Origin of the sequence: Microcystis sp. 49638_E5, assembly GCF_021300285.1 — a bacterium.
Lineage (GTDB): Bacteria > Cyanobacteriota > Cyanobacteriia > Cyanobacteriales > Microcystaceae > Microcystis > Microcystis aeruginosa_C.
In genome coordinates this window covers 16,815-40,194 of record NZ_JAJTDH010000051.1, presented here as the reverse complement: position 1 = coordinate 40,194, position 23,380 = coordinate 16,815, and the positions used below count along the sequence as shown (strand labels likewise).

Genomic DNA, 23,380 nt, shown 5'->3' with positions numbered 1-23,380 from the left:
GTCAGGGAGATTATGGTGGTGACCCTTGCTACGAAGCGGTCTTTTCTGACCAAGGTTGGGACGGTCTACCACCTCTCTCAATATACAAGGTTGGGTTGAAGCATGAAACCCAACGCCCGCATGGGTTACGCTACCGCTAACCCATCCTACAAATAATTGTGCCTACCTACTTAACTGATTTGGTATAAGGGGACTCGACAGCTTTTAGCCGATAAATTTAACTTTTCTTAACCTAAGCCTAAACTGGCGAGGGGAGAGGGTTCCGCTATATATTATAAAAAATTGTCATCGTCGATACAGCAAAAAATCTCTTTTGTCCCTCTATAGGTTAGACTATAGTTAGTGATAAGACTTCTTTTGTAGATCTTGCAGGAAATCTCCCATGAGTGCCATAACTTTCTCCACCGCTCCCACCGCTTACTCTATCAGGATGATTAAGGACGAAGTCCGTCAGATGGTAGAACAGGGGGTAGTGAGCAGACACCAACCGATCTACACTCTCTGTCAGTTCATTCCCCCCCGGGAGTGGGTTTGTGTTGAATGTGAACTAGAACGGTGTGACTACCTTCTCAGGGATCAAATTGGTGACTTAATCGCCTCGGAATCTTGGGATAATGATTAAAATCTCCCGTTTGCCGATGGGCAAAAATCGGACTGATCAGAAATTTAGCAGCCTTGTCCACTTTCTTAAACTATTATAATTCAGCCCCGGTTAATTCTGGGGCTGAAACTATGGGGATAGGAAGGGTGTAATTGTTAAGAAAAAAGAAGTTTTGGCAAAATTTTGCCAAGTTAGTTTAAAAGTTGCCCATTGCCAAGGGACGCTATCTCTAACATCCCAGAATTTTCTCTAACTTAAAATCAGTAGTTGGCGCTGTTGTAAAGAACGCACACCAGTTAATCCTAAAGCAACTTGAGCGTCGATTTCTCCCACGCTTAAACGACCATCACAAGCTTGTAAAAAAGCAAATTCTCTTTCCGAGAGATTAACCGGCCGATAATCGTAGTCTAGAACACTTGCACTAGGCCAACCGTAAAGACAGGGATGAACTTCGGCCACTGCATTCTCTAGGACTTGATCCCCGGACCAATCGGCAGTCAGAATCGGTGGTTTAGCGAGGAAAAATTCATAGTGGGTGATTTCCGGGTCTAATAATTCCGTCAAGCGATAACGTTCCCTTTCTCCTAAATTTTGCGCTCTAGCCATCAATTCGGGGGATTTACCCAATAAACGGTCTAATTGCCAGTAGGAAGGGTTAGAAAAGCCAATAAAGGCTAATCCTGACGCATCAATCAGTTGAAAGAGGGTATCGATATTGTAGTCCACTTCCCGGGGGTGAACGTACATATCAGCGAAGGATTCATCGCGATGATTTTCCATTGACCAACGCTCTTTTTCCCGTTTCAAAATGCGATTATTTTCCGGTAGGGAGGCAAAAATCTCTCGGCCGACAGCGACCCCATCTTTATAATCCCCGCGTCGGTCTCCCTGCAAAAGTGCGATCGCAGATTGCATTAACTGGATTTCCCAGCGTCCCAATTGTGCATAGACGAAAATGTGCAGCAGACCACCGGGGGCCAGCTTTTGCGCGAGGGATTGAATACCTTTAATCGGGTCCGGGAGATGGTGCAGCACCCCGACGCAGTTAATTAAATCAAATTCTCCGGGGAGATTAGTGGCCGATTCAAGGGGTAAATGGTGAAAATCCAGAGAACCTCGGTGCTTTGTCGCAACTCCCGAACGATTACAGCGTTCTTTGGCAATTTCTAGAGCTTTTTCGCTGATATCTATAGCGACTACATGAGCGAAAGGGTTGAGAGCGAGCAGATATTCAGTTCCCGCACCAGTACCACAACCTGCATCGAGAATGCGGATATCCTCTCGTTCAGGTTTACGATGACAACAAAAGTTATAGGCAGCAATCCAATTCCAGCGCCAATTGTAACCTGGAGGAGGTTCGTCTAGGAGCGGTTCGGGGGGGAAAGGATAGGTATTGTAGAGACGTTGTACAGCAGTGCGAATAGTAGCGTCGTCGGACATGAAAATTGGCGGAGTTTAGGATAACACTCGATCGATTGTCTCACAGAGGGCAGCGATCGGGAAAGTCAGCCGGGGTTTTTTTGAGTTGGTCGAGGGTAAATGATAAATAATCATTATGACTATCCGGTTCTGTGCCAAAATTAGTTATTATTTCTTTGGTCGATATTTTTTTCTATTCCTTGTCCTACTGTCTCTTAACCCTATCTAAGTTTTACTGGCAATTATTCGAGAGTCATTCTCTAACAATTATCTCAAATATAAGCAAATCTTGCCGATACAAAAAACCATGAGGATTAAGTCTATAAAGCTTATTAATTATCGAGGTGTAGTCAGTTTAAACATCGACTTTCATCGGCAATTAAATGTATTTATAGGAGTTAATGGTGCGGGAAAATCTACCATTTTAGATAGTTTGGCGATTATGCTTTCATGGTTAGTTAAGCGCCTAAAAAATACTAATGCCAGTGGACAACAGATTAGCGAAACCGAGATTAATAATGGTCAGGGGACGGCTATAATTGAAATCACTGGGGTGACGGAAGATAGTCAAGAGATTACTTGGAAAATAGTAAAAACTAGGACTGGATATATCCACGCTGGAGAACGGAGTAATTTTAGCCAATTAAATGAATACACTCAACAAATACAACGACAAATTACTGAACATCAAGGAGAAATTAACTTACCTTTATTTGTTTATTATTCTGTTAATCGAGCAGTGCTGGATATACCATTAAAAATTAAAACAAAACATCAATTTGATTCTCTAAGTGCCTACGAAAATGCTTTAACCAGTGGATCAGATTTTCGCACTTTTTTTGAATGGTTTCGCGAACGTGAAGATTTAGAAAATGAAAATAGAAAATATCAGTATGATCGAATTAAACCGGAAGGTTTTTGTTTTCCCGATCCCCAATTGGAAGCGGTTCGGGAAACGATCGAACGTTTTCTACCCGATTTTACTAATCTTAGCGTCCGTCGTAATCCTTTGAGAATGGAAGTAACAAAAAAGAATAAAATAGTTACTGTTAATCAACTTTCTGATGGAGAAAAATGTCTGATTGCTATGCTGGGAGATTTAGCTCGAAGAATGGCGATTGCTAATCCTCAAAATCCTTATCCCTTAACGGGTACTGGCGTTATTATCATTGACGAAATTGATTTACATTTACATCCTCAATGGCAAAGATTTGTAGTACCTAAATTACTAGAAGTTTTTCCTAACTGTCAATTTTTTATTTCCACCCATTCTCCTAATATTATCACTCATGTTCAACCAGAAAGTTTACACTTCATGGAACAAACAGAAATGGGAATAAAAGTTCATCCCGTGCAGGAGTCCTACGGCAAAAATGTTGATCGAATTTTAGAAGATTTGATGGGATTAGAGACAACTCGTCCCAAGGAAATCGCTGAAGCTTTGAAAGATATATATGAACAAATTTCTCAAAATCAATTAGAGGCAGCTAAAAAGAAAATCAATGATCTCAGAGCTAAAATTCAAGATGATCCAGAATTAATTAAAGCTGAAGTTATTATTCGACGCAAGGAAATTATCGGAAAATGAAGTATATTAGAAAAAGACAAGAACCACCAGAGTTTAAGAATTGGAAAGAGCAAGCTAACTCAGATTGGCAGCCCGACTTTAGAAATTTAGCGGGAAAACCAAAAGAAATACTAATTAAAGCGTTGATGACAGAACAGGGGGAAATATGTTGTTATTGTGAAAATCGATTGATTGATGGTAAATGGCATATAGAACATTTTAAACCTCAAAGTGATCCCACTGTTGATCCCCTAGATTATGCCAATTTGCTATGTTCGTGTCAGGCAAATCTTGAGCTTGGTGAACCTCGGCACTGTGGTAATCTAAAAAATAACTGGTTTGATGAAAATCTCTTAATCTCTCCACTTAATCCCGATTGTGAGTCTCACTTTGCCTTTAACTATGATGGTACAATTAAACCTGCACAAGAAGATGATCAAAAAGCAATTAATACTATCGAAAAGTTGGGATTAAACCTCAATAAAATCAACGACTTTCGTCAGAAAGCCATCGAACCTTTTTTGGATGAGGAGATAGATAATGCTCAATTAAAAGTTTTTGTCAATGGATATTTATGCTTAGATGATCAACAAAGATACAAACCTTTCTGGACAACAATCAAATATTTGTTCAGCGATTTAATTGAATAATCTTTCCTTGACAAAAATACAAGAATTATTATAAAAGTTTGGATAAACCAGAAAAACTATAAAGTCTTATGAAGATTATTCAAGAATTATCTCAAAAGTCAACAATTGATGAGATTCTGTCCAGATAATTGGGGTGGTAGATCAACCTTATCCGAAACAGAGATTGTTGTCGAGAGTCGGAGATAAAAGCAATGAATATCAAGGATACGTTACAGAATGTTGTCCAGTACCTAACAGACAGGGTAAGGGTATCTTAAAAATCCTTGACAAAATGAACTTTATGTGAGTTGCTTACCCAGATGACGATTCAGGCATATTTGATGAGAATTTGCCATCTCAATTGTTAAACAAAAATCGACCAAATGGGTCCAGTTCGTAACTATTCTGATTGACTGGTATCACTTGAAATGCCCACACAATTTGCCAATTGTCAATAGGGTATGATACTAAATCCGTTTTTAATAGTACGATTAACTCCCAAGAATGATAAGGAGTAGCAAAATAAAAATGGTTTTTCGGTCACTCGATTGATTTCACTTGCAGTTCTATTGATTGCTAATCCTGCTACCAAAAAATTGATCGCCCGCAAAGGGAAATCGTTATTCCAGGGATTCTCGAAGATCACCGCCTCCCGATACGGTTTTCCAACCGATCACCAGAAAAATGATTAAAGCAACTATCGCCATAAATAAGCCGATCGGAGTACCGATCAGATCCCGGGCGAATTGTAAACTATAGTTAGTTTTTAGATCGGCATTTCCATCCCAAACTACCGTTTTTTCCGCACCGAGAAATAACAAGTGAATCCCCCGAGAAAGAACGAACTCTCCCACGATAGTGAAGAGAATTAACTGTTTCAGTCTCACGGGTAACATGGCCAGATATTCGGTAACGATCAAGAGCAACAGAACCACGATAGGAGTCATACTCTCGCCGATAATTCCCCCTCGATGAAATCCGGGTTGCAGGAAACAACCTCCCAAAAAACCGCTCGCGAGTACCGATACTAAAAATGATCTGGGAAACAAAGGTTTACCCTTAACTTTTCCGAAAACTCGTTTCCCGAAAACCGTCAGAAGGACGGCGCTCAGGGTTATCGTTATAGAGCCGGCTAAAACACTAAAATACAAGCGAAACCATGAATTCCACAGCCGATAGCGTAAGATGTAAAACTCGCCCCCCTCTCCGGGGCCTTTCTGGATTCGATCTTGAACCGCGTCGGAAAGTTCTAGGGGATAAACGGTAGACCACGCATTGTTGAAAGCATCGGAAATTCTAACGCTCGCGGTCGCCCCCCCCGTCGTTCCCATTGCCGTCTGGAAGATAGAAGCGAGACCGAAGTGAGAGATTCCCCATAAATACCAGGGAAGACACACGGCGATCATGAGGATTAATGGAAAAAATAACTGACGGACTACAAGAGCTAAATTTTTACGATTTACCCAGAGATTATCGACGATCGGGGCGATAACATAGAGTATAGCGGAAGGATGACTGAGAAAAGCTAATCCCCAACTAACTCCACAACCAATCCCGGAAGGCGAATAGACTCTTGTGCGGGGATTGTTTCTCAAGTCGAGATAGAAATAGATGCCGGTTAAGATATAGACCGTGGCCAATACCTTCGGCCAAGGGTAGGTGATTATATTACTCAAATAGGGACTGAAAGCCACGAGGAAAAAGGCTAACGGAATTAACGACGGACGCAGAAAGAGAGGGATTAGGAGGGTCAGGAATACTCCTGGTAAAATCGCAGTAATTTGATAAACCGCAAATGAATTTTCTAAAAGTGCCAGATAATAACTAGAAAATAGATTAAATAAAGGAGTTCTAGAAGTAACATTATAAGTTCCAAAGTAAACCGTATCGGTTTTCTGAAGTCCCAAAAAAATTTGAGCGATATCGAAGTGCATCCACCAATCCCCGTAGTAAAATCCCCCACTGTAAAGCACGACGAAGAATTGCATCCCTAGCAGGACGAGCCAGAACAAGATCGCTAGGTATAGCCATCTATAGTTTTCTCTTTCTTCCGCTTGCCACAATTGTCGCGTCAGTAACCATAGAGAGATAATAAATAAACCAGCCGTCGCTAACAGAAAAAAAGTTCTTCCAGAAAAGCCACAAAGAAAATTAACGAAAGCGATCGCCGATTGTAAAGCCATTCCCCAAGCACCAGCAAGGGCCATACATTCCTTGACGGTAAAGCGCGAGATCGCTCTCAGGCTAACATAGCCGAGGGTGAAAGTTAGGGTTAGCGAGATCGCCCCGAAAAAAAACAACTGTAAAAAGCTTATATTCACGATTAACTATTTACCTGAATCTATTTTAGTGACCCCATCTTTTAATACTATCGAAAAGTTGGGATTAAACCTCAACAAAATTAAAGAACTTCGTCACAAAGCCATCGAGCTTTTTTTGGATGAGGAGATAGATAATGCTCAATTAAAAGTTTTTGTCAATGGATATTTATGCTTAGATGATCAACAAATCAGCGATTTAATTGAATAATCTTTCCTTTACAAAAAGACAAGAATTTTTATAAAAGTTTAAATAAACCAGAAAAAATATAAAGTCTTATGAAGATTATTCAAGAATTATCTCAAAAGTCAACAATTGATGAGATTCTGGTCAGATAATTGGGATGGAGGGGTGAATCAACCTGATCCGAAAAAGAGATTGTTGTCGAGAGTCGGAGAGAAAAGCAATGAATATCAAGGATACATTACACAATTTTGTCCAGTACCTAACAGAGGCTTTCGCTCGCATTTTTAGTCCCAGCAATGATGAATATCCCGATGTGGGGATGCAGCCTTTTGATTCTGAACCTTACCATGCTCCCAAGGGTAATTCTTAACTAAAAATGACGGATAATTGCTTTGAGATAAAAGCTATGGGTAGGGATAATAACCCTACCTGATTTTATAGAAAAATAATTAATTCTCTGCTTGCCAATCAGGACAACTATCACTATCCCAACCGTAGGGATGGAAACCGCAGACGAGAAGATTACCCCCGTAGATATAACCGTGATAATTACGGCAACCGATACAAGCAGGATGGGTGTTAGGATCGGGGTTAACCTTAGGAGTGAGGGTAAAATCCGAGGGTTCATCTAATTCCGAAAATAAGGACTCATCGAGGTTAAAAAATTCTTCTAATTCCTGGGGTAAAACCTCTTGAATAAACTGTTCCAGATCGATGATAATCTCCTCATTAATTTCTTCGATAGTTTGGGCTACTTCTTGGAAAAAAGTTTCAATTCCCAGGGCGACAGTTTCGATAACTTCCCAAAAATCTTTCTGCCAATCGTCCATGTTTATACTTGCATCCCTTGTCTGGTAATAATTAATTATTTGTCCCTAAAATCTAGGTTTTAATCCTGTTGCAGTTTCCGTAATTCCTCCTGAAGACGTTCCACCTGTTGCCGCAATTCATCTACTTTGGGATCGGCTGCTTTGGTGTCTTCCTCGTCTTCAATAATTTCTATCCGTCGGGGTTCATGGGGAATATTAGATTCGTTACCTTCTACTGTTTGCTGTTGTGCCTGTTTCACCAACTCATCGACGTATTTCCGCGCTTCTTCTGCGTTTATTTCACCGCGAGAAATCATTTCATCGGCTAATTTTTGGGCTTGATTTCTTAATTCTTGTAAATTTACTTCAGCTTTTTCGGCGGCATAAGTAGCAATGCCTACGCCCAAATAAACTGCTTTTTTGACTAAATCACCTAAGTTGGCCATAGCAAAAATCCTGAATCGATCGCTCTTACCTACTAGAATAAACGATCCTTCTCCCAAATGGAGATGGGTTTTGGGAGTCAGTGAACAGTGAACAGTAATCGATGAACGCTTGCGCCTCTATCCAAGAGAGCCATCAGTGAACTGAAAACTCATACTAAATCCGTTGAGTATAAGCTAGTTATGAGGAGAGGCACTCATGCAAAAGGCAAGAGGCAAAAGCGAGAATAAATAATCAGTTTTTAATAAACGGATTTAGTATCATATCTGATAACTGATAACTGGTAACTGGTAACTGATGAGGTAAAGTTTTGTAAATAGATGCGGTGGTGGCGACAGCAAAATTGATCGCTATAAAGATGAAATTTTAGTCAAATTGCTGGTTTTTTGCCCTCAAAACGACGATAGAGATTTATTAGGTCATTTTTGACCTAAATAGTGTAATTAAGCTCAAAATAACTAAATATTGCCCATAGCTGCCGGCTGCGGGCTGCCGGCGGAATCGATTTGTGTTCATCCTCAGCAAAGATTTAAACTAAACAATCGAGACCAGATTCCCGATTTAATCACAAAAAACTATGTTTCCTATTCATCGCCCCCGTCGTCTGCGTCAAACCCCTCAAATGCGCCGTCTGGTGAGTGAAACCGTCTTGACAGCCAATGACTTTATCTATCCCCTTTTCGCCACAACGGGGGAAGGTATCGCCCAGGAAGTCAAATCGATGCCGGGGGTGTACCAATTATCAATCGATAAAATTGTTGACGAAGCCAAGGAAGTGCGGGATTTAGGAATCCCAGCGATTATTTTATTCGGGCTGCCGGAAAGCAAAGACACAGAGGCGACGGGAGCATGGCACAATCATGGTATTGTGCAAAAAGCGGCCACAGCAATTAAAGAGGCAGTTCCCGATCTACTCATTGTCGCCGATACTTGTTTGTGTGAATATACCAACCACGGTCATTGTGGTTATCTGCAAACGGGAGATTTAACCGGCAGGGTGTTAAACGATCCCACTCTGGAATTATTGCAAAAAACCGCCGTTTCTCAGGTAAAAGCGGGAGTGGATATCATTGCACCTTCGGGAATGATGGATGGTTTTGTCCAGGCAATTCGTCAAGGATTGGATGAGGCGGGTTATAGTGATACACCGATTCTTTCCTATACGGCTAAATATGCCTCTGCCTATTATGGTCCGTTTCGGGATGCGGCGGATTCTACCCCCCAATTCGGCGATCGCAGAACCTACCAAATGGATCCGGGTAATGCCAGAGAAGCCTTAAAAGAGGTGGAATTAGACGTATTAGAGGGAGCAGATATGTTAATGGTAAAACCTGCCCTGTCTTACATGGATATTATCTGGAGAATCAAGGAAATGACTAATTTACCCGTGGCTGCCTACAATGTATCGGGGGAATATTCAATGATTAAAGCGGCGGCGTTAAATGGCTGGATTGACGAAAAACGGGTGACTTTAGAGACTTTAACCAGCTTTAAACGGGCGGGGGCCGATATTATCTTAACCTACCACGCTAAGGATGCCGTGCGCTGGTTAGCAGAGGGTTAAACTTGATGATTGAACCCACCATGCTGATTATTTAAGTAGGTAGGCACAATTCATTCAAGCAACTACATAGCGCACTGCTGCAACAATTTGTAACCGATCGTGGAATCTATAGCGTTTCCTAAGCTAGTGAGGTACACCTATTTTTCTTCCCTTTTGCCTTTTGCCTAAAACCCATAACTTTTGTACCTCAGCCGACTGAAAAACGCTATATGATGTCTTTTATTTTTGGCTGTTCAAGTGCCGACGGTTCCACAGTTTTAGTCCTTCAAACCAGAAAATACTGACAACTCCAGAAACTAAGCTAACCAGCAAATCATCAGTATGTAGAAATGAAAAGCCGAACAGGTGTCGTAGCAAGGGAACATAGAGAACTAATCCCAAAAACAGCAGTCCACCGCCGATCACCCACCACAAAGCCTGATTAGGAGCTTGGAGCATTTCTGGAATCGTTCGGGACCAGGAACGATTGGTTAAAATCATAGCCAGGTTGGAGATAATCAATGTCGTAAATGCTAAGGCACGAGCATCAAATTCACTATTGCCGTTGTTATAGGCGATCGCAAATACAATAACCAGTACCACTAAAACGCTGATCCCCTGAAGCAAGGCCAATCGCAACGTCCGACGACTGAACAAGGGTTCTTTGGGATTACGGGGTGGGCGACGCATAATATCGCTCTCTGCCGGTTCAGCTTCAAACACAACCGTGCAGGCTGGATCGATAATTAAGTGCAGAAAGGCAATGTGGATGGGGAGCAGCACCAAGGGCCAGCCAAACATGACTGGAATCAACGACATACCCGCGATCGGAACGTGAACGGCCAAGGTATAGGCCATCCCTTTTTTCAGGTTGTCAAAGATACGTCTGCCCAGTTTGACCGATTCGACGATGGACGAAAAATCATCTTTCAACAGGACCAAATCGGCAGACTCGCGCGCTACATCGGTCCCCCGTTCACCCATGGCAATGCCGATATGGGCAGACTTGAGGGCCGGGGCATCGTTGACACCATCACCGGTCATAGCCACAATTTCACCGGAGCGTTTCAGTGCATTGACAATCAATAGTTTTTGTTCGGGGACGACACGGGCAAAGATGTTGGTGCTTTGAATGCGATCGCGCAGTTCCGACTCACCCATTTGCTCCAGTTCCCTACCGGTGATCACCTTGTCTAAAGGCCTGAGTCCAATCTGACGGGCAATGTTCTGGGCTGTTACCGGATAATCACCCGTAATCATGACAACGCGAATTCCCGCACCATAGCATTCAGCGATCGCAGGTGCCACAGTAGGGCGCACCGGGTCTTCCAGGCCGATGAGTCCGACAAATTCAAACTCAAAGTCGTGTTGTTGAACAGGTAAGCGATCGTCAGATTCTAAGTAGGCTGGAGGCCCGGATGACTCAAGAGCGTGGGTTTTGGGTAATGTTCCCATTTTGCGTCCTTGGGCGACTCCCAGAACTCGCAAACCCTCTCCGGCCATTGCCTGGATCTGTTCGACAAGCTCCTGTTGTTGAATCGGGCTGAAATGGCAGAGATCGGCGATCGCTTCTGGAGCCCCTTTTGCCGCAACGGTAAGCTCCCCCGTCAGGGATTCCCAGACACAGGACATGGCCAAGAGATCGGTGGACAGGGGATATTCGCGCAGTAGTTGCCAATCGCTATGCAGGTGTTCAGTCTTGGCTAGGTAATTCCAACCAATTTGCTGCAAAGCTTTTTCCATCGGGTCAAAGGGATCTTTGCGACTCGCTAGAATACCAAACTCGATCAGGGGATGAAGGACTTCTGGCAAGGGTTCGCGCTCGTGGAGCGTCACATCGTACAGACAAGCATTGGAGCCGCTGTAAACCAACAATTGTTTGACGGCCATTTGGTTCAATGTCAGGGTTCCAGTCTTATCGACACAAAGAACGGTGACAGAACCCAGGGTTTCAACCACTGGAATGCGACGGGTTAGTACCTGTTTTTGCGAGAATCGCCACGCTCCCAGAGCCAGAAAGATGGCCAGCACCACCGGAATTTCATTGGGCAAAATTGCCATCGCCAGGGCTAATCCTGCCAAAAAGCCATGCAACCAATCGGCCCGGGTTAATCCATAAATCACGACCACCGCCGCACAAATGGCCAGCGCGATCATCGTCAATTTACCGACAATGCGACGGGTTTCTTTTTGTAAGACCGTGTCTTCCGGTTCAACCGTTTGCAGAGCTTTGCCAATTTTTCCCATTTCAGTGCCGATACCCGTTGCTTGCACCTGGGCAATGCCCTGCCCTTGCACCGCAAGAGTGCCAGAATAGACAGTGGGTAAGTCGTCTCCACCCGGTCTCAAGGTGGCTGAAAGTTTCTCTGGGTCTTCTTCTAGCTGGATGGTGCGTTTCCTGACCGGAACAGACTCTCCGGTTAACAGCGATTCATCAATCGTCAAGTGAGTGGACCACAGCAAAATCGCATCCGCAGGAACGCGATCGCCCTCCTCCACCACGATCAGATCCCCCTCTACCACTTCTCGGCCGGCAATTCGCTGCCGTTCCCCATCTCGAATCACCAAGGCCCGAGGACTGGATAAGTCCCGCAGTGCTTCTAGAGAACGTTCCGTTTTCTGCTCTTGGTAAAGATTGATGCCAATAATAAAAAAGACAAACCCCAATAAAATCAGAGCTTCTTGTGCATCACCCAAAAAGAGGTAGATGACACCACAGGCAATCAGGAGCAATAAAATCGGCTCTTGGATAATGTCTAGGGCGATCCTTAAAAAAGTACGATGCTGAGTTGAGGGGAGTTCGTTGTAGCCGTGCTGTTTCAAGCGCTCACTAGCTTCTTGACTAGACAACCCGTTAAACTGCCTATTTTGTATAGGTGCAACCATAACAATTACCTAGGTTTTTCACACAGGCTATTCTCGCACACAGAGAGTGGGTAAGCTGTACTGAATTTAAACTACGTATTGAAAATTTTAGTACAAATGCTCAAACTTCTTCTCCCTGCTCCCCACTCTGGCACTCCAGGGCAGTATTAACGACTAATTTAGATAGTCAAGAGCTTGGCCGGTCGTCAAGACCAAATTAGGTTATAAGCTCAGACGCATCTTAACCGCCTATCCTTAGATTAGCTGAATCTCCCCCAATCCTTTTACTAAGTACCTAAGCAAAATTAATTACACATATCTAACCCCCCCTTTGCCTATTGCCTATTGCCTATTGCCTATTGCCTCTCCTAACCAAGAAGTTAATTTTTTTCTAGTGCTTAATCATATTCTTTTGCCGCTTGTACTAAGGATAAAAGTTGTCCGGTTTGCTCGGTTCCCGATACTCCTAAATCACTGTGACAGAGGATAACTTTTTCGCTTACCCTTGCTAACAAATCCCTTAAAACTCTCTGTAAACGGTCCTGATTTTCCTCTAATTCTGCTTCTGTTGTCCAGGGTTGATAGGGACTTTCTCGCCAAAAAATTGGCGCAGCAAAAAGAGTAGCAGCACCTCCTTGTTCCCAGAGTGGAGAAGAACAATCTAGCCAAAAATGCCAACGATGACTAGAACGAAAAGAACGATATTGAAAGATATTGCCTAGGGTGACTGCTGAGGAAGATTTAATAAATTGTCGCACAGGATAGGGATTAGCGGTAATTGTACCACGGCGCAAAAGTTGGATAAACTGACTAATAGTTTCGCTGGGACTTTGAAAAGAGGGTTCACTCTCACGCAAACGGCGATCGATCTCCCAAAAATGTTGGGCAGTTTCCATTAATTCTCGCAAAGCTGCCAAGTGATCGAAGGGCAAATTTTCCCCATCGTTTAATAATTGTTCGATCGCTTGATTTAAGACAAAAATCGGTAAAAGTTTGGCTTCTTGCTGCCGTTTTTTCATCCCTTCGATCCAGTGACAAATTCTTTCGTAGGCAGTACAAGCTTTTTGTCCTAAGCGATCCCAACGGGGAAAAGTTTCGATCGCTAATAAACGAGGATTTTCTGGATGCACTTGATAACAATGATCGGCAATTAATCCGGCGCGAACTGGATCGATATCGGGAATTAAATTCTCTTCTTCATCCCAGCGATAACGGCTAAAAATCACCAGCATTTCCGCTAGGGCCTCTTGGGGGGCTAAACGCCCCAAATTTGCGTAAACAAGGGCGAGAAGGGTCAATAATGCCCGAATCAGAGGACAACTGATCAGGGGTCGTTGTTCGTTGAGGGGTTGAACGGCTATCCCGGCACCGGTTAAAATTTCCATCAGGCTATAACGGGCGATTTCGTCTAAACCGGGGGCAATAACGGCGATTTCTTCGGGTTTTACTGCTCCTTGATTGACTGCTTGAATAATAGCTGTGGCTGTCTTCCGTAACAATTCAGCGCGAGAGGTGGTTTGCACGGAGATGAATTGATCGGGAAGATTGCCAAGATAGTTACCGTCGCTGATTAAGGAGAGAACCGTCTCGCTAAACTGAGCGGCTAACCCGTTAGTGGTGGATAATGGCATAATTTGACAGCGTGCCGCTAATTTTTGTAGATAATCGGGATCGGCAGTTAATCCTAAGCGAATTTTTCCCTGGGGATTGTAGGTAAAAACGCTAAAACAATCATGATCGAGGAAAAAACTGAGTAAATCCTTGGCAATAGCCGGATAATCGTCCACATCGTCCGCAAAAACTGCCCGGAAGCGTTTTAATAGTTGCTGTTGATAACGACTATCAGGGAATAAATAGCGCCAATAGAGTTCGTAGATGATACCATAACTTAATAAACCACGTTCTAGAGACCAATCACGCCATTGAATGATTAATTCTCCCACTTTTTCTGGTGTTTCCTGCTCATTAATCGCTAAAACTCGTTTTAAATCTGTTTCTGATAATCCGTCGGCTAATCTTTCGGGTATCTTTTCTGCGGGAACACCACTAGCGCCGGCTAATTGTAACAAATCGAGAACTTGACGGACGAAACGATATTCATTTATGCTGGTAAGCTGGAAGAATTCAGCGATCGCTGGTTGCCAGAGACGGGTGGCGAGTTCCTGCTCCGTTTCTGGGCGTAATCGGCGGGGAAATTGCGCTTTTAGCCCCAAAAACTCGAAAATTAACGGCCAAAACAGGATGACTTCATCGGTGAGAAAACCTAAAGGGGTTTTGCAGAGAATCGGATAGCTACCCTTAACAGCAAGGGCGAATCGATCGGCTAATTCCCGTTTGTTATCATCGTTGGCAGCGAAAACTAAGATCGATCGAGGAAGGGGCGATGATTTCAGTTGATCGCGAGACACCCAGCGCTGAAATTCCCCGACTAAAGCGGTGGTTTTTCCCGATCGCGTGCCACCTTCGATCCAAATTGGTATGATTGACATCGTTTTTTCTGGATTGTATTTGTTAAGATGACTGATCGGTACTCTAGCTTTTTTCCTTGTGGAAGTAATTGTTTCCTATGAATCTTAATCGGATTTTGCAAGGTGTTAATCAATGGTTATTACAAACTCCTGAACGTTCTTTAGATGAGGCTTATCATGCAGCTTTGAAGATTAAGGAGATAGAAGACAAGCATTTTCAAGGGCGAAAAGTGGCGAATGAATTCTCGAATTATGGCAGCAGCACTAATTCCTATTTTATCGCAGAAGTTAAAGGTTATCTGCAAAAAATTAAAGTCAGATTGACGGAGTTTAAAGCTAGTCGCTCGATCGTGAATACCTTCGGACCAAATCAACCGACAATTAATAATGGGGTGATTACTGTCACCACAGATGTTTGTCTGAAAAAACTTCAGTTTATCGATAGTGTTATCGGAAAATATCAAGATAATTATTGGCAAGAAGATATTCAAGATGTCCCCAAAAGTCTCCAGAACCGAAATTTTGAGCGGGAAACAGACAAAAATAAGACTTCCAGAAATCGCTCTTTTTTAGCGGCTGGTAGTCTTGAAGATGAGGAAATGATCAAAAGTAATAAATCCCAAAAAGCCACGGAAAAACCGGGGGTTTTACCCCGTTCTTTTGTCAATACTTTTAATCGCATTAAACAGGAAATCGATCCGCAAGCGGAGGAATCGGAGGAGGCAGTTTTAAAGAAATTTCGCAACTCTCGTTATAAAACAGCCATTTCTCTCAAGTTTATTTTACTGTTAATTATTGTTCCTTTATTGACCCAACAATTAACCAAAACTTTCCTGATAACCCCCTTGGTTAATAAATATTTCCAACAACAGGAACAGTTTATTTTTATCAATCAGGATTTAGAAGAAGAAGCTTTTTCGGAATTGAGAAGATTTGAGGAAGCTTTACATTTTCGAGGTATGATTGGTTTAGCACCCAAATTATCTAACGAAGAAATCGAGGGAGAAATTACTAAAAAAGCGGCGGTACTAAGTGAAGAATTTCGCCAACGAGGTTTAAATGCGATTGCTAATATTTTCGCCGATATTTGTTCCCTGATTGCCTTTGGTTTTGTTGTTGCTTTTAGTCGTAGAGAAATCGAGATTGTCAAGTCTTTTCTTGATGGCATTCTCTATAATCTTAGCGATTCAGCTAAAGCTTTTTTAATTATTCTCTTTACCGATATATTTGTCGGTTTCCACTCTCCCCACGGTTGGGAAGTGATCCTAGAAGGTTTAAGTCGTCATTTCGGTTTACCGGAAAATCGCCAGTTTAATTTTCTCTTTATCGCCACTTTTCCCGTTATCTTGGATACAGTCTTAAAATATTGGATTTTCCGTTATCTCAATCGCATTTCTCCCTCGGCAGTGGCTACCTATCGTAATATGAATGAATAGGGTAAAATCGGGGAGAAACTTGTTAATTTACCCTTCTAATTTTGGGAGGATAATCTTGCTGCCGTCTCTTGTACTTTGGTAGATTCTAATTGCAAAGCAGTGGCAATCTGTTCTATACTTAAACCCAAAGCTAGTAAACCAGCGATCGCTTCAGTTTTAGCTTCTTCACGACCTTCTTCTTTAGCTTCTTGATAAAGTCGAGTCTGTCTGAGATCATCTAATCCGAACATAGCTTCTAACTCCGTGCGACTAAGATTAGTAAATTTATAGGCTAAGGTTCTTTCAATTAATTCTATAACTTTTTGCTGGAAAACTAGATCATCAATTTCAGCGATCGCTTTTTCTAAAAGTGGTTTTCCTCGTTGCTGTGCTAATTGGGGTGTAGCGACGATTAACTGAATAATTCCTAAACCCAGAGACGGATCCAGATTATCGATTAATTCATCTAAATAAATACGTCTGATCTGTCCCGTTATCTCAAATCCCCGCAGTTGATAGGGAAAATTATTATCCAGATCCCTGGAGGCAAATAAAGCGACAGCCATCCAATCCTGAACGGGTTTATACTGATTGAGATAGATGACAATTTCTGTTAAAAATCGCCAATAAAAATCACTTTTATCCTGAAATTGCACTTCAACAAAGTAAATAATTAGTTCCGGTGCTGCTGTGGTCGGTAAAAAAATACCGTCAAAACGACGCGCTAATTCTTTGATTTCTCGGGAGGAGAATTGATAATTTTCAGCTTTCTGGGTTGATTCTCCCAGTAATTCAAAAATTAACCCCGGAAAGGTTTGCAAGAGTTGATAAAAAATTGTATCGGTCTTCACAAGCTTGAAAAAATCTAGATATTTACTAACAATTACTTACAAATCATCCAACAATAGCGTTACTAACACCTTATCGACGCGATTACCGTCCATATCCACCACTTCCAAACGCAACCTTTGCCATTCAAAATGATCAGCAGCCCCCGGAATCCTGCCAAGATGGGTAATAATAAAACCCCCTAAAGTGTGATAATTGCCCTGTTTTTCCCCGGGTAATTCACTGATTTCAAATAATTCTTTAAAATCTTCGATCGCCACTGTACCATCGATCAACCAAGAACCATCTTCCCGCTGCACGATCTGAGCATCTTCAATATTATCTAATTGGGGTAAATCGCCGACAATTGCCTCTAAAATATCCTTGCGCGTCACCAATCCTTGAATCACCCCATACTCATCCACTACCAAGGCAATATGATGACCACTTTGCTGCACCAATTCTAAAACTTTTAAACCCCTAGTGCTTTCCGGCACAAAAAGCGGCTGTTGTAAATCCTTCGTTAGGTCGAAACTTTCACCGTTTAAACAATCCGCTAATAAGTCTGTGACTTCGATTACCCCCAAAACCTCATCTAAACTGCCCTGACACACAGGAAAACGGTTATGATTGCTCTCAATTAGCTTCTGGCGGTTAATTTCGGCGCTATCTTCCAAATCTAGCCAAATAATATCTGGGCGCGTGGTCATAATCTGGCTTACTCTGCGATCGCCCAATCCTAACACCCTTTCCACCATATCCTGTTCTGCTTCCTCAAAGGTTCCCGCTTCGGTTCCCTGTTTAAGCATAATTTTCAATTCTTCTTCCGTAATTGGGGAATCATTGTTATTAGTATTAATCCCCAACAAACCGAGAATCAGATTAGTCGATTGACTCAAAAGATGGACAACAGGCGAAACAATTTTCGATAGCTTATCGAGAGGATCAGCAACGAGGATAGCGATTTTTTCAGGATTACTTAAACCTAACCGTTTCGGCACTAATTCCCCCACCACCAGGGATAGATAGGTAATAATTAACACCACTAATCCTAATCCCAAAGCTTGACTGTAGGGGGCTAAAACGGGAACTTGCGCCAATAATTGCGCCACACTGACCGATAAATTCGCTCCTCCGTAGGCCCCGGCAAAGATTCCCACTAGGGTAATGCCAATCTGCACCGTAGATAAAATTTGATTGGGATCATTGGCCAATTTTAAGGCCACCGCCGCCCGTCGATCATCTCTGGCTAATTGTTCTAAACGGACTTTGCGGGCCGAGACAATGGCAATTTCCGAGAGGGCAAAGACTCCATTGAGGAGGATCAGGAAGAAGATAACAAGAATTTCGGTAGTCGCCGAGAACATGGTTAAAAGTTACAGGTAAAAGGGCGGATAGTTGTTTGGATCATAGTGCGAGGATCGGTTAAGTTCAGTAAAGAATCATCTTGATTTTTAACGAGTTACGAAGGCTTGTGTCTGGAGGGAGGTACTCCCAGTATAAATGGGATAGGATCAAGTCCGCACTCTTAGCTCAGTTAGCAGTGAACAGTCAAGAGTGACCTGTTGCCAGTCAAAAAAGTTGTCCCTGGGAGAGTGGGGACAAACCATCTCAATCTATTCGCCTGAAAAATTATGATCGCTACACCCGTATCATCGAAATCGAACGCTATCACGGAAATCCGCCCCGGACTACCGACTATTTGCGGTTGGGAACAGGAAATTGCAGCGATTGTTAATCACGATGATCCGATCTTTTTACCGACAACAAATCTCACATTAGACAATATTAAGGCTGGTTTTGCCTGTGCCTTGCATATGCACCAACCCACCATCCCGGCGGGTGTTAACGGTGAATTAATCTGCAATCTCCAGCATATGTTCGAGAATCAGGGGGATGGTGATAACCATAATGCCAGCGTTTTTGCCTGGTGTTACAGTCGCATGGGCGATTTTATCCCGGAATTGGTGGCGGAAGGCTGTAATCCCCGGATTATGCTCGATTATTCCGGCAATCTCCTCTGGGGTTTGGTACAGATGGGACGGCAGGATATCCTCGATAAACTCAAATTAATCACCTGTAACAGTCAATATCAACCATTTGTGGAATGGTTGGGGACGATGTGGAGTCATGCGGTGGCCCCTTCCACACCGATTCCCGATCTAAAATTACAGATGCAAGCGTGGCAAACCTATTTTGCCTCGATTTTTGGCCCGGATGCCCTGAAACGAGTCAAAGGGTTCTCTCCCCCAGAAATGCACCTTCCTAACCATCCCGATACCCTCTACGAGTATATTAAAGCTCTGAAAGAATGCGGCTATCGTTGGTTATTGGTACAGGAACACTCGGTGGAAAATCTCGACGGTTCGGGATTGAGTCAGGAACAAAAATATATTCCTAATCGCTTGGTGGCCCGCAATTCTCGCGGTGAAGTGATTGCCATTACTGCTTTGATTAAAACCCAGGGTTCCGACACCAAATTAGTCGCCCAAATGCAACCCTACCACGAGGCTAAATGCCGGGGTAAACAGCAAATCGGTGGCGTTTGGGTTCCTTCCCTAGGTTCCCAGATTGCCGACGGTGAAAATGGTGGCGTGATGATGAATGAATTTCCTCGCGATTTTCCCAATCCTTGGCGGGAAATGCAGGGGGGTTCCAGTGTGGCAGGATTTAACGGCACGGAATATCTGGAGTTAATCGAGGCTGCTGGCGTTAATCCCCAAGATTATCCCCCAATTCAAGCCGTACACCAGCATAAAATCTGGCAGCGAGTTAATCCGGATGCCGCTACCCCAGAAGCGGTAGAACAGGCGATCGCTGAGTTAAAACAGTCCGACCACCGTTTTAGCATGGATGGGGCATCTTGGACAAATGATCTCAGTTGGGTGCGCGGTTACGAAAATGTCCTCGAACCGATGAACCAATTAAGCGCTCAATTCCACGAGAAATATGATCCTTTAGTACAGGCGGATCCTAGTTTTACCCGACGACCGGATTATCTGGAGGCACTGCTTTATAATTTGCTCGTGCAAACCAGTTGTTTCCGTTATTGGGGCCAGGGTACTTGGACCGATTATGCCCGCACTTTATACGCAAGAGGCGCGGCCTTAACCCGCTAGGATAGTAAGGTATCTAGGGCGCAGATTCTGCGCTCTAGTAGCACAGATGTATTAAACTAAATCCTGTTTAAAAGGTATCGGGGAGCGGGGAGAAACAATCCATCTTCTTTACATTAATTTACGAACGTTCTCTTATAGCGTTTCCTAAGCTAGTGAGGTACACATATTTTTCTTCCCTTTTGCCTAAAACCCATAACTTTTGTACCTCAGCAGACTGAAAAACGCTATAAATGTTTTTTAGCTAACTAGGGCTTGCTGAATAAATCTAAAAACCTAAAAAGTACTGGATATGGGAGTGATCGGGGGGAAATTTAGGCACTTTTTCCCTGAAAATTAGGTAATTGGCCACCTCAAAACTGGTAAAACCCCACACCCCACACCCCACACCCTACCCCCCGGAAAAACTTTTTGCCGCAAACCCTAACTAAACAGCCCCAAGGTGATTCTCCCCGTTGGCAACCCTAATCCCGCAACAATTAGAGGCAACACCGATGATGACTGGCGCTTCCCCTGCTTTCCACTCACCCGCCGATTCTTCCGGGGCAAAAGTGCAATGCCATGGACGAGTATTATGGCTAGGCATAGGTTGCATCCGTGGGACGGAGAAAGCGGTCATAGATAGGGCAATTAGGGCTGTTTTTCAGCGTTATCACCTCTCTTTAGCCGCTATTGCTGGTATCGCCACCCTTGACATCAAAGCTGATGAACGGGGTTTAATTACCTACTGTCAGGAGAAAGGATTGCCCCTAAAAACTTTTACTGCCGAGGAGTTGAGAGATATTAATGTCCCCAATCCCTCAGCTATTGTCAACAAGCAAGGGGGAACCCCTAGCGTCGCCGAAGCTGCCGCTTTAAAAATGGGCGAGACTTTGCTAGTCAGCAAGCAAATAGAAGCAAAATCGGTGACGGTGGCGGTTTCTTTGGCAGCAAGGGAATAGAGAGGATACCAAATCGATGCTTAAACAGGTTTTATTTCTTAGTAATGGTCATGGCGAGGATTTAAATGCTAGTTTAATTGTGGGGGAATTACAAAAAATTCAGCCCCAATTATCTATAGCTGCTTTGCCTTTAGTGGGAGAGGGAAAAGCTTATCAAAAATTGCCAGTACCAATTATTGCACCCACTGCCACTATGCCATCGGGGGGAATTATTTATACTAATCCTTTTAATTGGATTAAAGATATTGCCGCGGGATTAATCGGTCTAACTATTAAACAAATTCAAGCAGCTTTTAAAGTTAGCAAGAATTGTGATTTATTGATAGCAGTGGGGGATATTGTGCCGATTGCGATCTCTCGTTTAACTGGTCGTCCTTTTGTGGCTTTTATTGTTTCTACTTCCAGTTATTACGAAGGTACAATTAAATTACCTTTACTGACAGAATTATGTTTAAGATCAGACAAGTGTTTAAGGGTTTTTACTAGGGATAAATATACAGCAACAGATTTAGAAAATCGGGGTATTAAAAAAGCGATTTTTGCTGGTTATCCAATTATGGATGTGTTAACACCAACGGGTAAAGATTTAGAATTAGATAGTCAAATTCCCATGATTGCTTTATTAGCGGGGAGTCGTTTACCCGAAGCTTTGAGTAATTTAGCTTTACAGTTACAAGTCTGTGAGGAAATAGTTAAAATTAAACCGATGCAGTTTCGGGCTGCTATCATTCCTAGCATCAGAGAAACCGACTTAGAAAATTTGGCTAAACAAGAGGGATGGCATTATTTAGGAGCGGGAAAATTAGAGAAAAATGGGGCTTTATTGTGCTGTTATCGTGATGCTTTTGCCGATATTCTACACCATTGTGACGCTTGTTTAGCCATGGCGGGGACAGCAGTAGAACAAGCGGTAGGATTAGGAAAACCCGTCCTACAAATACCCGGATTTGGTCCCCAATTTACCTACCCTTTTGCTGAGGCACAAATGCGCTTATTAGGGGAATCGGTGATAACTATTGGACAGAAACCCACGGAGGTAAATTTATTTAAAAATGCTGCCGTTAAAATTATCGATATTTTGGCAGATTCTCGTTATTTACACAGATGTTTAGAGAATGGCAAAATTAGAGTGGGAGAGTCCGGAGGTAGCAGAAATATTGCCGAGGAAATTTATATCAACCTAGGGTGTTAAGTAGCTAGTTATAATTAAATTAAAAATGGATTTTAGGTTTGATCCCCCCTGCCCCCCTTGATAAGGGGGGTGCCGATCCCCCCTTAATCCCCCCTTGATAAGGGGGGCGCCTGAAAGTTTTTAATACCTACCTACTTAGGGCAGCGTAATCCAGCTTAAAATTAGCTCAATTACCTTCTAATTAAACATCGTCATTTTCCCGAACAGATAAAAATTCGGCCACCGCTTGATTAAAAGTTTCAGGTTCCCCTAAAAATGCCCAATGATTACCCGGTATCTTTTTAATTTCTAGAGACTTTAAATACTTTTTATAGGATTGAATTTGCCAAGCAGTGCGATTTAATCCCTGTTGAGGAAGGATCAATAAACTGGGAATATCTAAAGCTTTAGTTAATCCAGCAAACCCCATGACATCCTCAAAAATTTCCCCGCGTGCCGATAAAGTAAATTTACTGCTCCAACTGCCATCCGCTTTTTGTTCGATGGCATTTTTAAACACCTCTTGCTGTAAATTTGACCAACCTTTATATTGTTTTAATTGACGAGCGATCGCTTCTATGCTCTGATAACTATCAAAGGAACGAGTAATCTTTAAAAAGGGCAAAACTTGATAGAGAATTGGAAAAGTTATCCTCATCCAACTAGGCATTTTATCGATAAAAAAGGGATCGACTAAAATTAAACTCTTAAATACTTCCGGCTGTTTAGTTGCCCAAATTGCCGCTATTTTAGCACTCCAAGAATGACCTAAAATATGTGCTTGCGTCCAACCTAAATGATTAATTAAAGCCCTTAAATCGCCGATATAATCCTGAAAGTGATAACCCGTTGCCGGTTTACCGCTTTCCCCATGTCCCCGCAAATCTGGGGCAATAACTTGATAATTTGAGCTTAAATAATCGCCCAAGCTTGACCAAACCAAAGCATGATCCGCCATGCCGTGCAATAATAATAGAGGTATACCTCGATCGCTCCATTGTAAATAGGAAATTTCCATCGAGTTATTGGTAAAAGTCTGGCGTTGTGGCATAAATTCTC

Annotated in this window: 19 protein-coding genes; 10 read left to right on the top strand and 9 right to left on the bottom strand. The window is 42.8% G+C overall.

All coding sequences use genetic code 11. The features are described from left to right. Positions 1–382 precede the first annotated feature (382 nt). A complete protein-coding gene (locus tag LW728_RS14790) occupies positions 383–622 on the top strand; it encodes a DUF4327 family protein (protein WP_002738935.1) in 240 nt (79 codons plus the stop codon). 228 nt (positions 623–850) lie between these two features. Here the strand turns inward: LW728_RS14790 and LW728_RS14785 are convergent, their stop codons facing one another. Next, positions 851–2,041: a class I SAM-dependent methyltransferase gene (locus LW728_RS14785; protein WP_287767125.1), complete on the bottom strand. Its 1,191-nt coding sequence runs from the start codon at positions 2,039–2,041 to the stop codon at positions 851–853. 286 nt (positions 2,042–2,327) lie between these two features. Between LW728_RS14785 and LW728_RS14780 the strand changes: the two genes are divergently transcribed. Together LW728_RS14780 and LW728_RS14775 are read left to right on the top strand one after the other, a co-directional pair. Then, positions 2,328–3,608, top strand: a complete 1,281-nt coding sequence (locus LW728_RS14780) for an AAA family ATPase (RefSeq protein ID WP_287767123.1) — start codon at positions 2,328–2,330, stop codon at positions 3,606–3,608. Further along, positions 3,605–4,237 (top strand): retron system putative HNH endonuclease, encoded by a 633-nt coding sequence (locus LW728_RS14775; RefSeq protein WP_287767121.1) that lies wholly within the window; start codon positions 3,605–3,607, stop codon positions 4,235–4,237. The genes LW728_RS14780 and LW728_RS14775 overlap by 4 nt, the downstream gene beginning before the upstream one ends. A 599-nt stretch (positions 4,238–4,836) precedes the next feature. Here the strand turns inward: LW728_RS14775 and LW728_RS14765 are convergent. Continuing rightward, a complete protein-coding gene (locus tag LW728_RS14765) occupies positions 4,837–6,537 on the bottom strand; it encodes a hypothetical protein (protein ID WP_287668789.1) in 1,701 nt (566 codons plus the stop codon). Between the two features lie 28 nt (positions 6,538–6,565). On the opposite strand from LW728_RS14765, the gene LW728_RS14760 reads away from it, so the two are divergent. Continuing rightward, positions 6,566–6,745 (top strand): hypothetical protein, encoded by a 180-nt coding sequence (locus LW728_RS14760; RefSeq protein ID WP_223211070.1) that lies wholly within the window; start codon positions 6,566–6,568, stop codon positions 6,743–6,745. 196 nt (positions 6,746–6,941) lie between these two features. Then, positions 6,942–7,091 carry a hypothetical protein gene (locus LW728_RS14755; RefSeq protein WP_004163638.1) on the top strand — a complete coding sequence of 50 codons (150 nt, stop codon included), beginning with the start codon at positions 6,942–6,944 and terminating at the stop codon, positions 7,089–7,091. 79 nt (positions 7,092–7,170) lie between these two features. Here LW728_RS14755 and LW728_RS14750 read toward each other — a convergent pair whose 3' ends face one another. Next, entirely contained in the window at positions 7,171–7,551 is a 381-nt protein-coding gene (locus LW728_RS14750) for a hypothetical protein (protein ID WP_004163637.1), read from the bottom strand. Positions 7,552–7,610: 59 nt separating this feature from the next. Next, positions 7,611–7,976: a phasin family protein gene (locus LW728_RS14745; protein WP_104396542.1), complete on the bottom strand. Its 366-nt coding sequence runs from the start codon at positions 7,974–7,976 to the stop codon at positions 7,611–7,613. Positions 7,977–8,551: 575 nt separating this feature from the next. Here LW728_RS14745 and hemB point away from each other — a divergent pair. Continuing rightward, positions 8,552–9,538: a porphobilinogen synthase gene (hemB, locus tag LW728_RS14740; protein WP_108935343.1), complete on the top strand. Its 987-nt coding sequence runs from the start codon at positions 8,552–8,554 to the stop codon at positions 9,536–9,538. Between the two features lie 219 nt (positions 9,539–9,757). Here the strand turns inward: hemB and LW728_RS14735 are convergent, their stop codons facing one another. Together LW728_RS14735 and LW728_RS14730 are read right to left on the bottom strand one after the other, a co-directional pair. Next, positions 9,758–12,403: a cation-translocating P-type ATPase gene (locus tag LW728_RS14735; protein ID WP_287767119.1), complete on the bottom strand. Its 2,646-nt coding sequence runs from the start codon at positions 12,401–12,403 to the stop codon at positions 9,758–9,760. Between the two features lie 377 nt (positions 12,404–12,780). Next, complete coding sequence (locus tag LW728_RS14730) at positions 12,781–14,871, bottom strand: PD-(D/E)XK nuclease family protein (RefSeq protein ID WP_287767118.1); 2,091 nt, start codon at positions 14,869–14,871, stop codon at positions 12,781–12,783. 77 nt (positions 14,872–14,948) lie between these two features. Between LW728_RS14730 and LW728_RS14725 the strand changes: the two genes are divergently transcribed. Then, a complete protein-coding gene (locus LW728_RS14725) occupies positions 14,949–16,286 on the top strand; it encodes a proton extrusion protein PcxA (RefSeq protein ID WP_287767117.1) in 1,338 nt (445 codons plus the stop codon). A 35-nt stretch (positions 16,287–16,321) separates the two neighbouring features. Here LW728_RS14725 and LW728_RS14720 read toward each other — a convergent pair whose 3' ends face one another. Both LW728_RS14720 and LW728_RS14715 read right to left on the bottom strand, forming a co-directional pair. Then, positions 16,322–17,116, bottom strand: coding sequence for an Rpn family recombination-promoting nuclease/putative transposase (locus LW728_RS14720; protein WP_287767115.1), 795 nt, complete (start codon positions 17,114–17,116; stop codon positions 16,322–16,324). A gap of 36 nt (positions 17,117–17,152) precedes the next feature. Further along, entirely contained in the window at positions 17,153–18,460 is a 1,308-nt protein-coding gene (locus LW728_RS14715; RefSeq protein WP_004163630.1) for a hemolysin family protein, read from the bottom strand. A 267-nt stretch (positions 18,461–18,727) separates the two neighbouring features. Here LW728_RS14715 and LW728_RS14710 point away from each other — a divergent pair, with 267 nt between their 5' ends. The 3 genes from LW728_RS14710 to LW728_RS14700 all read left to right on the top strand — a co-directional run bounded on the left by LW728_RS14710 (position 18,728) and on the right by LW728_RS14700 (position 22,342). Further along, entirely contained in the window at positions 18,728–20,212 is a 1,485-nt protein-coding gene (locus LW728_RS14710; RefSeq protein WP_287767114.1) for a polysaccharide deacetylase family protein, read from the top strand. A 494-nt stretch (positions 20,213–20,706) separates the two neighbouring features. Beyond that, positions 20,707–21,150: a cobalamin biosynthesis protein gene (locus LW728_RS14705; RefSeq protein ID WP_287767127.1), complete on the top strand. Its 444-nt coding sequence runs from the start codon at positions 20,707–20,709 to the stop codon at positions 21,148–21,150. A gap of 16 nt (positions 21,151–21,166) precedes the next feature. Next, positions 21,167–22,342, top strand: coding sequence for a lipid-A-disaccharide synthase-related protein (locus LW728_RS14700; RefSeq protein WP_287767112.1), 1,176 nt, complete (start codon positions 21,167–21,169; stop codon positions 22,340–22,342). 181 nt (positions 22,343–22,523) lie between these two features. On the opposite strand, the gene LW728_RS14695 is transcribed toward LW728_RS14700, so the two are convergent. Further along, complete coding sequence (locus LW728_RS14695; protein WP_287767110.1) at positions 22,524–23,372, bottom strand: alpha/beta fold hydrolase; 849 nt, start codon at positions 23,370–23,372, stop codon at positions 22,524–22,526. Positions 23,373–23,380: the final 8 nt, after the last annotated feature.

Coding starts and splice junctions, on each gene's coding strand:
- hemB (WP_108935343.1), top strand. CDS start 8,552: ATGTTTCCTATTCATCGCCCCCGTCGTCTGCGTCAAACCCCTCAAATG.
- LW728_RS14700 (WP_287767112.1), top strand. CDS start 21,167: ATGCTTAAACAGGTTTTATTTCTTAGTAATGGTCATGGCGAGGATTTA.
- LW728_RS14785 (WP_287767125.1), bottom strand. CDS start 2,041: ATGTCCGACGACGCTACTATTCGCACTGCTGTACAACGTCTCTACAAT.
- LW728_RS14705 (WP_287767127.1), top strand. CDS start 20,707: ATGACTGGCGCTTCCCCTGCTTTCCACTCACCCGCCGATTCTTCCGGG.
- LW728_RS14710 (WP_287767114.1), top strand. CDS start 18,728: ATGATCGCTACACCCGTATCATCGAAATCGAACGCTATCACGGAAATC.
- LW728_RS14730 (WP_287767118.1), bottom strand. CDS start 14,871: ATGTCAATCATACCAATTTGGATCGAAGGTGGCACGCGATCGGGAAAA.
- LW728_RS14725 (WP_287767117.1), top strand. CDS start 14,949: ATGAATCTTAATCGGATTTTGCAAGGTGTTAATCAATGGTTATTACAA.
- LW728_RS14780 (WP_287767123.1), top strand. CDS start 2,328: ATGAGGATTAAGTCTATAAAGCTTATTAATTATCGAGGTGTAGTCAGT.
- LW728_RS14755 (WP_004163638.1), top strand. CDS start 6,942: ATGAATATCAAGGATACATTACACAATTTTGTCCAGTACCTAACAGAG.
- LW728_RS14745 (WP_104396542.1), bottom strand. CDS start 7,976: ATGGCCAACTTAGGTGATTTAGTCAAAAAAGCAGTTTATTTGGGCGTA.
- LW728_RS14775 (WP_287767121.1), top strand. CDS start 3,605: ATGAAGTATATTAGAAAAAGACAAGAACCACCAGAGTTTAAGAATTGG.
- LW728_RS14750 (WP_004163637.1), bottom strand. CDS start 7,551: ATGGACGATTGGCAGAAAGATTTTTGGGAAGTTATCGAAACTGTCGCC.
- LW728_RS14695 (WP_287767110.1), bottom strand. CDS start 23,372: ATGCCACAACGCCAGACTTTTACCAATAACTCGATGGAAATTTCCTAT.
- LW728_RS14735 (WP_287767119.1), bottom strand. CDS start 12,403: ATGGTTGCACCTATACAAAATAGGCAGTTTAACGGGTTGTCTAGTCAA.
- LW728_RS14715 (WP_004163630.1), bottom strand. CDS start 18,460: ATGTTCTCGGCGACTACCGAAATTCTTGTTATCTTCTTCCTGATCCTC.
- LW728_RS14790 (WP_002738935.1), top strand. CDS start 383: ATGAGTGCCATAACTTTCTCCACCGCTCCCACCGCTTACTCTATCAGG.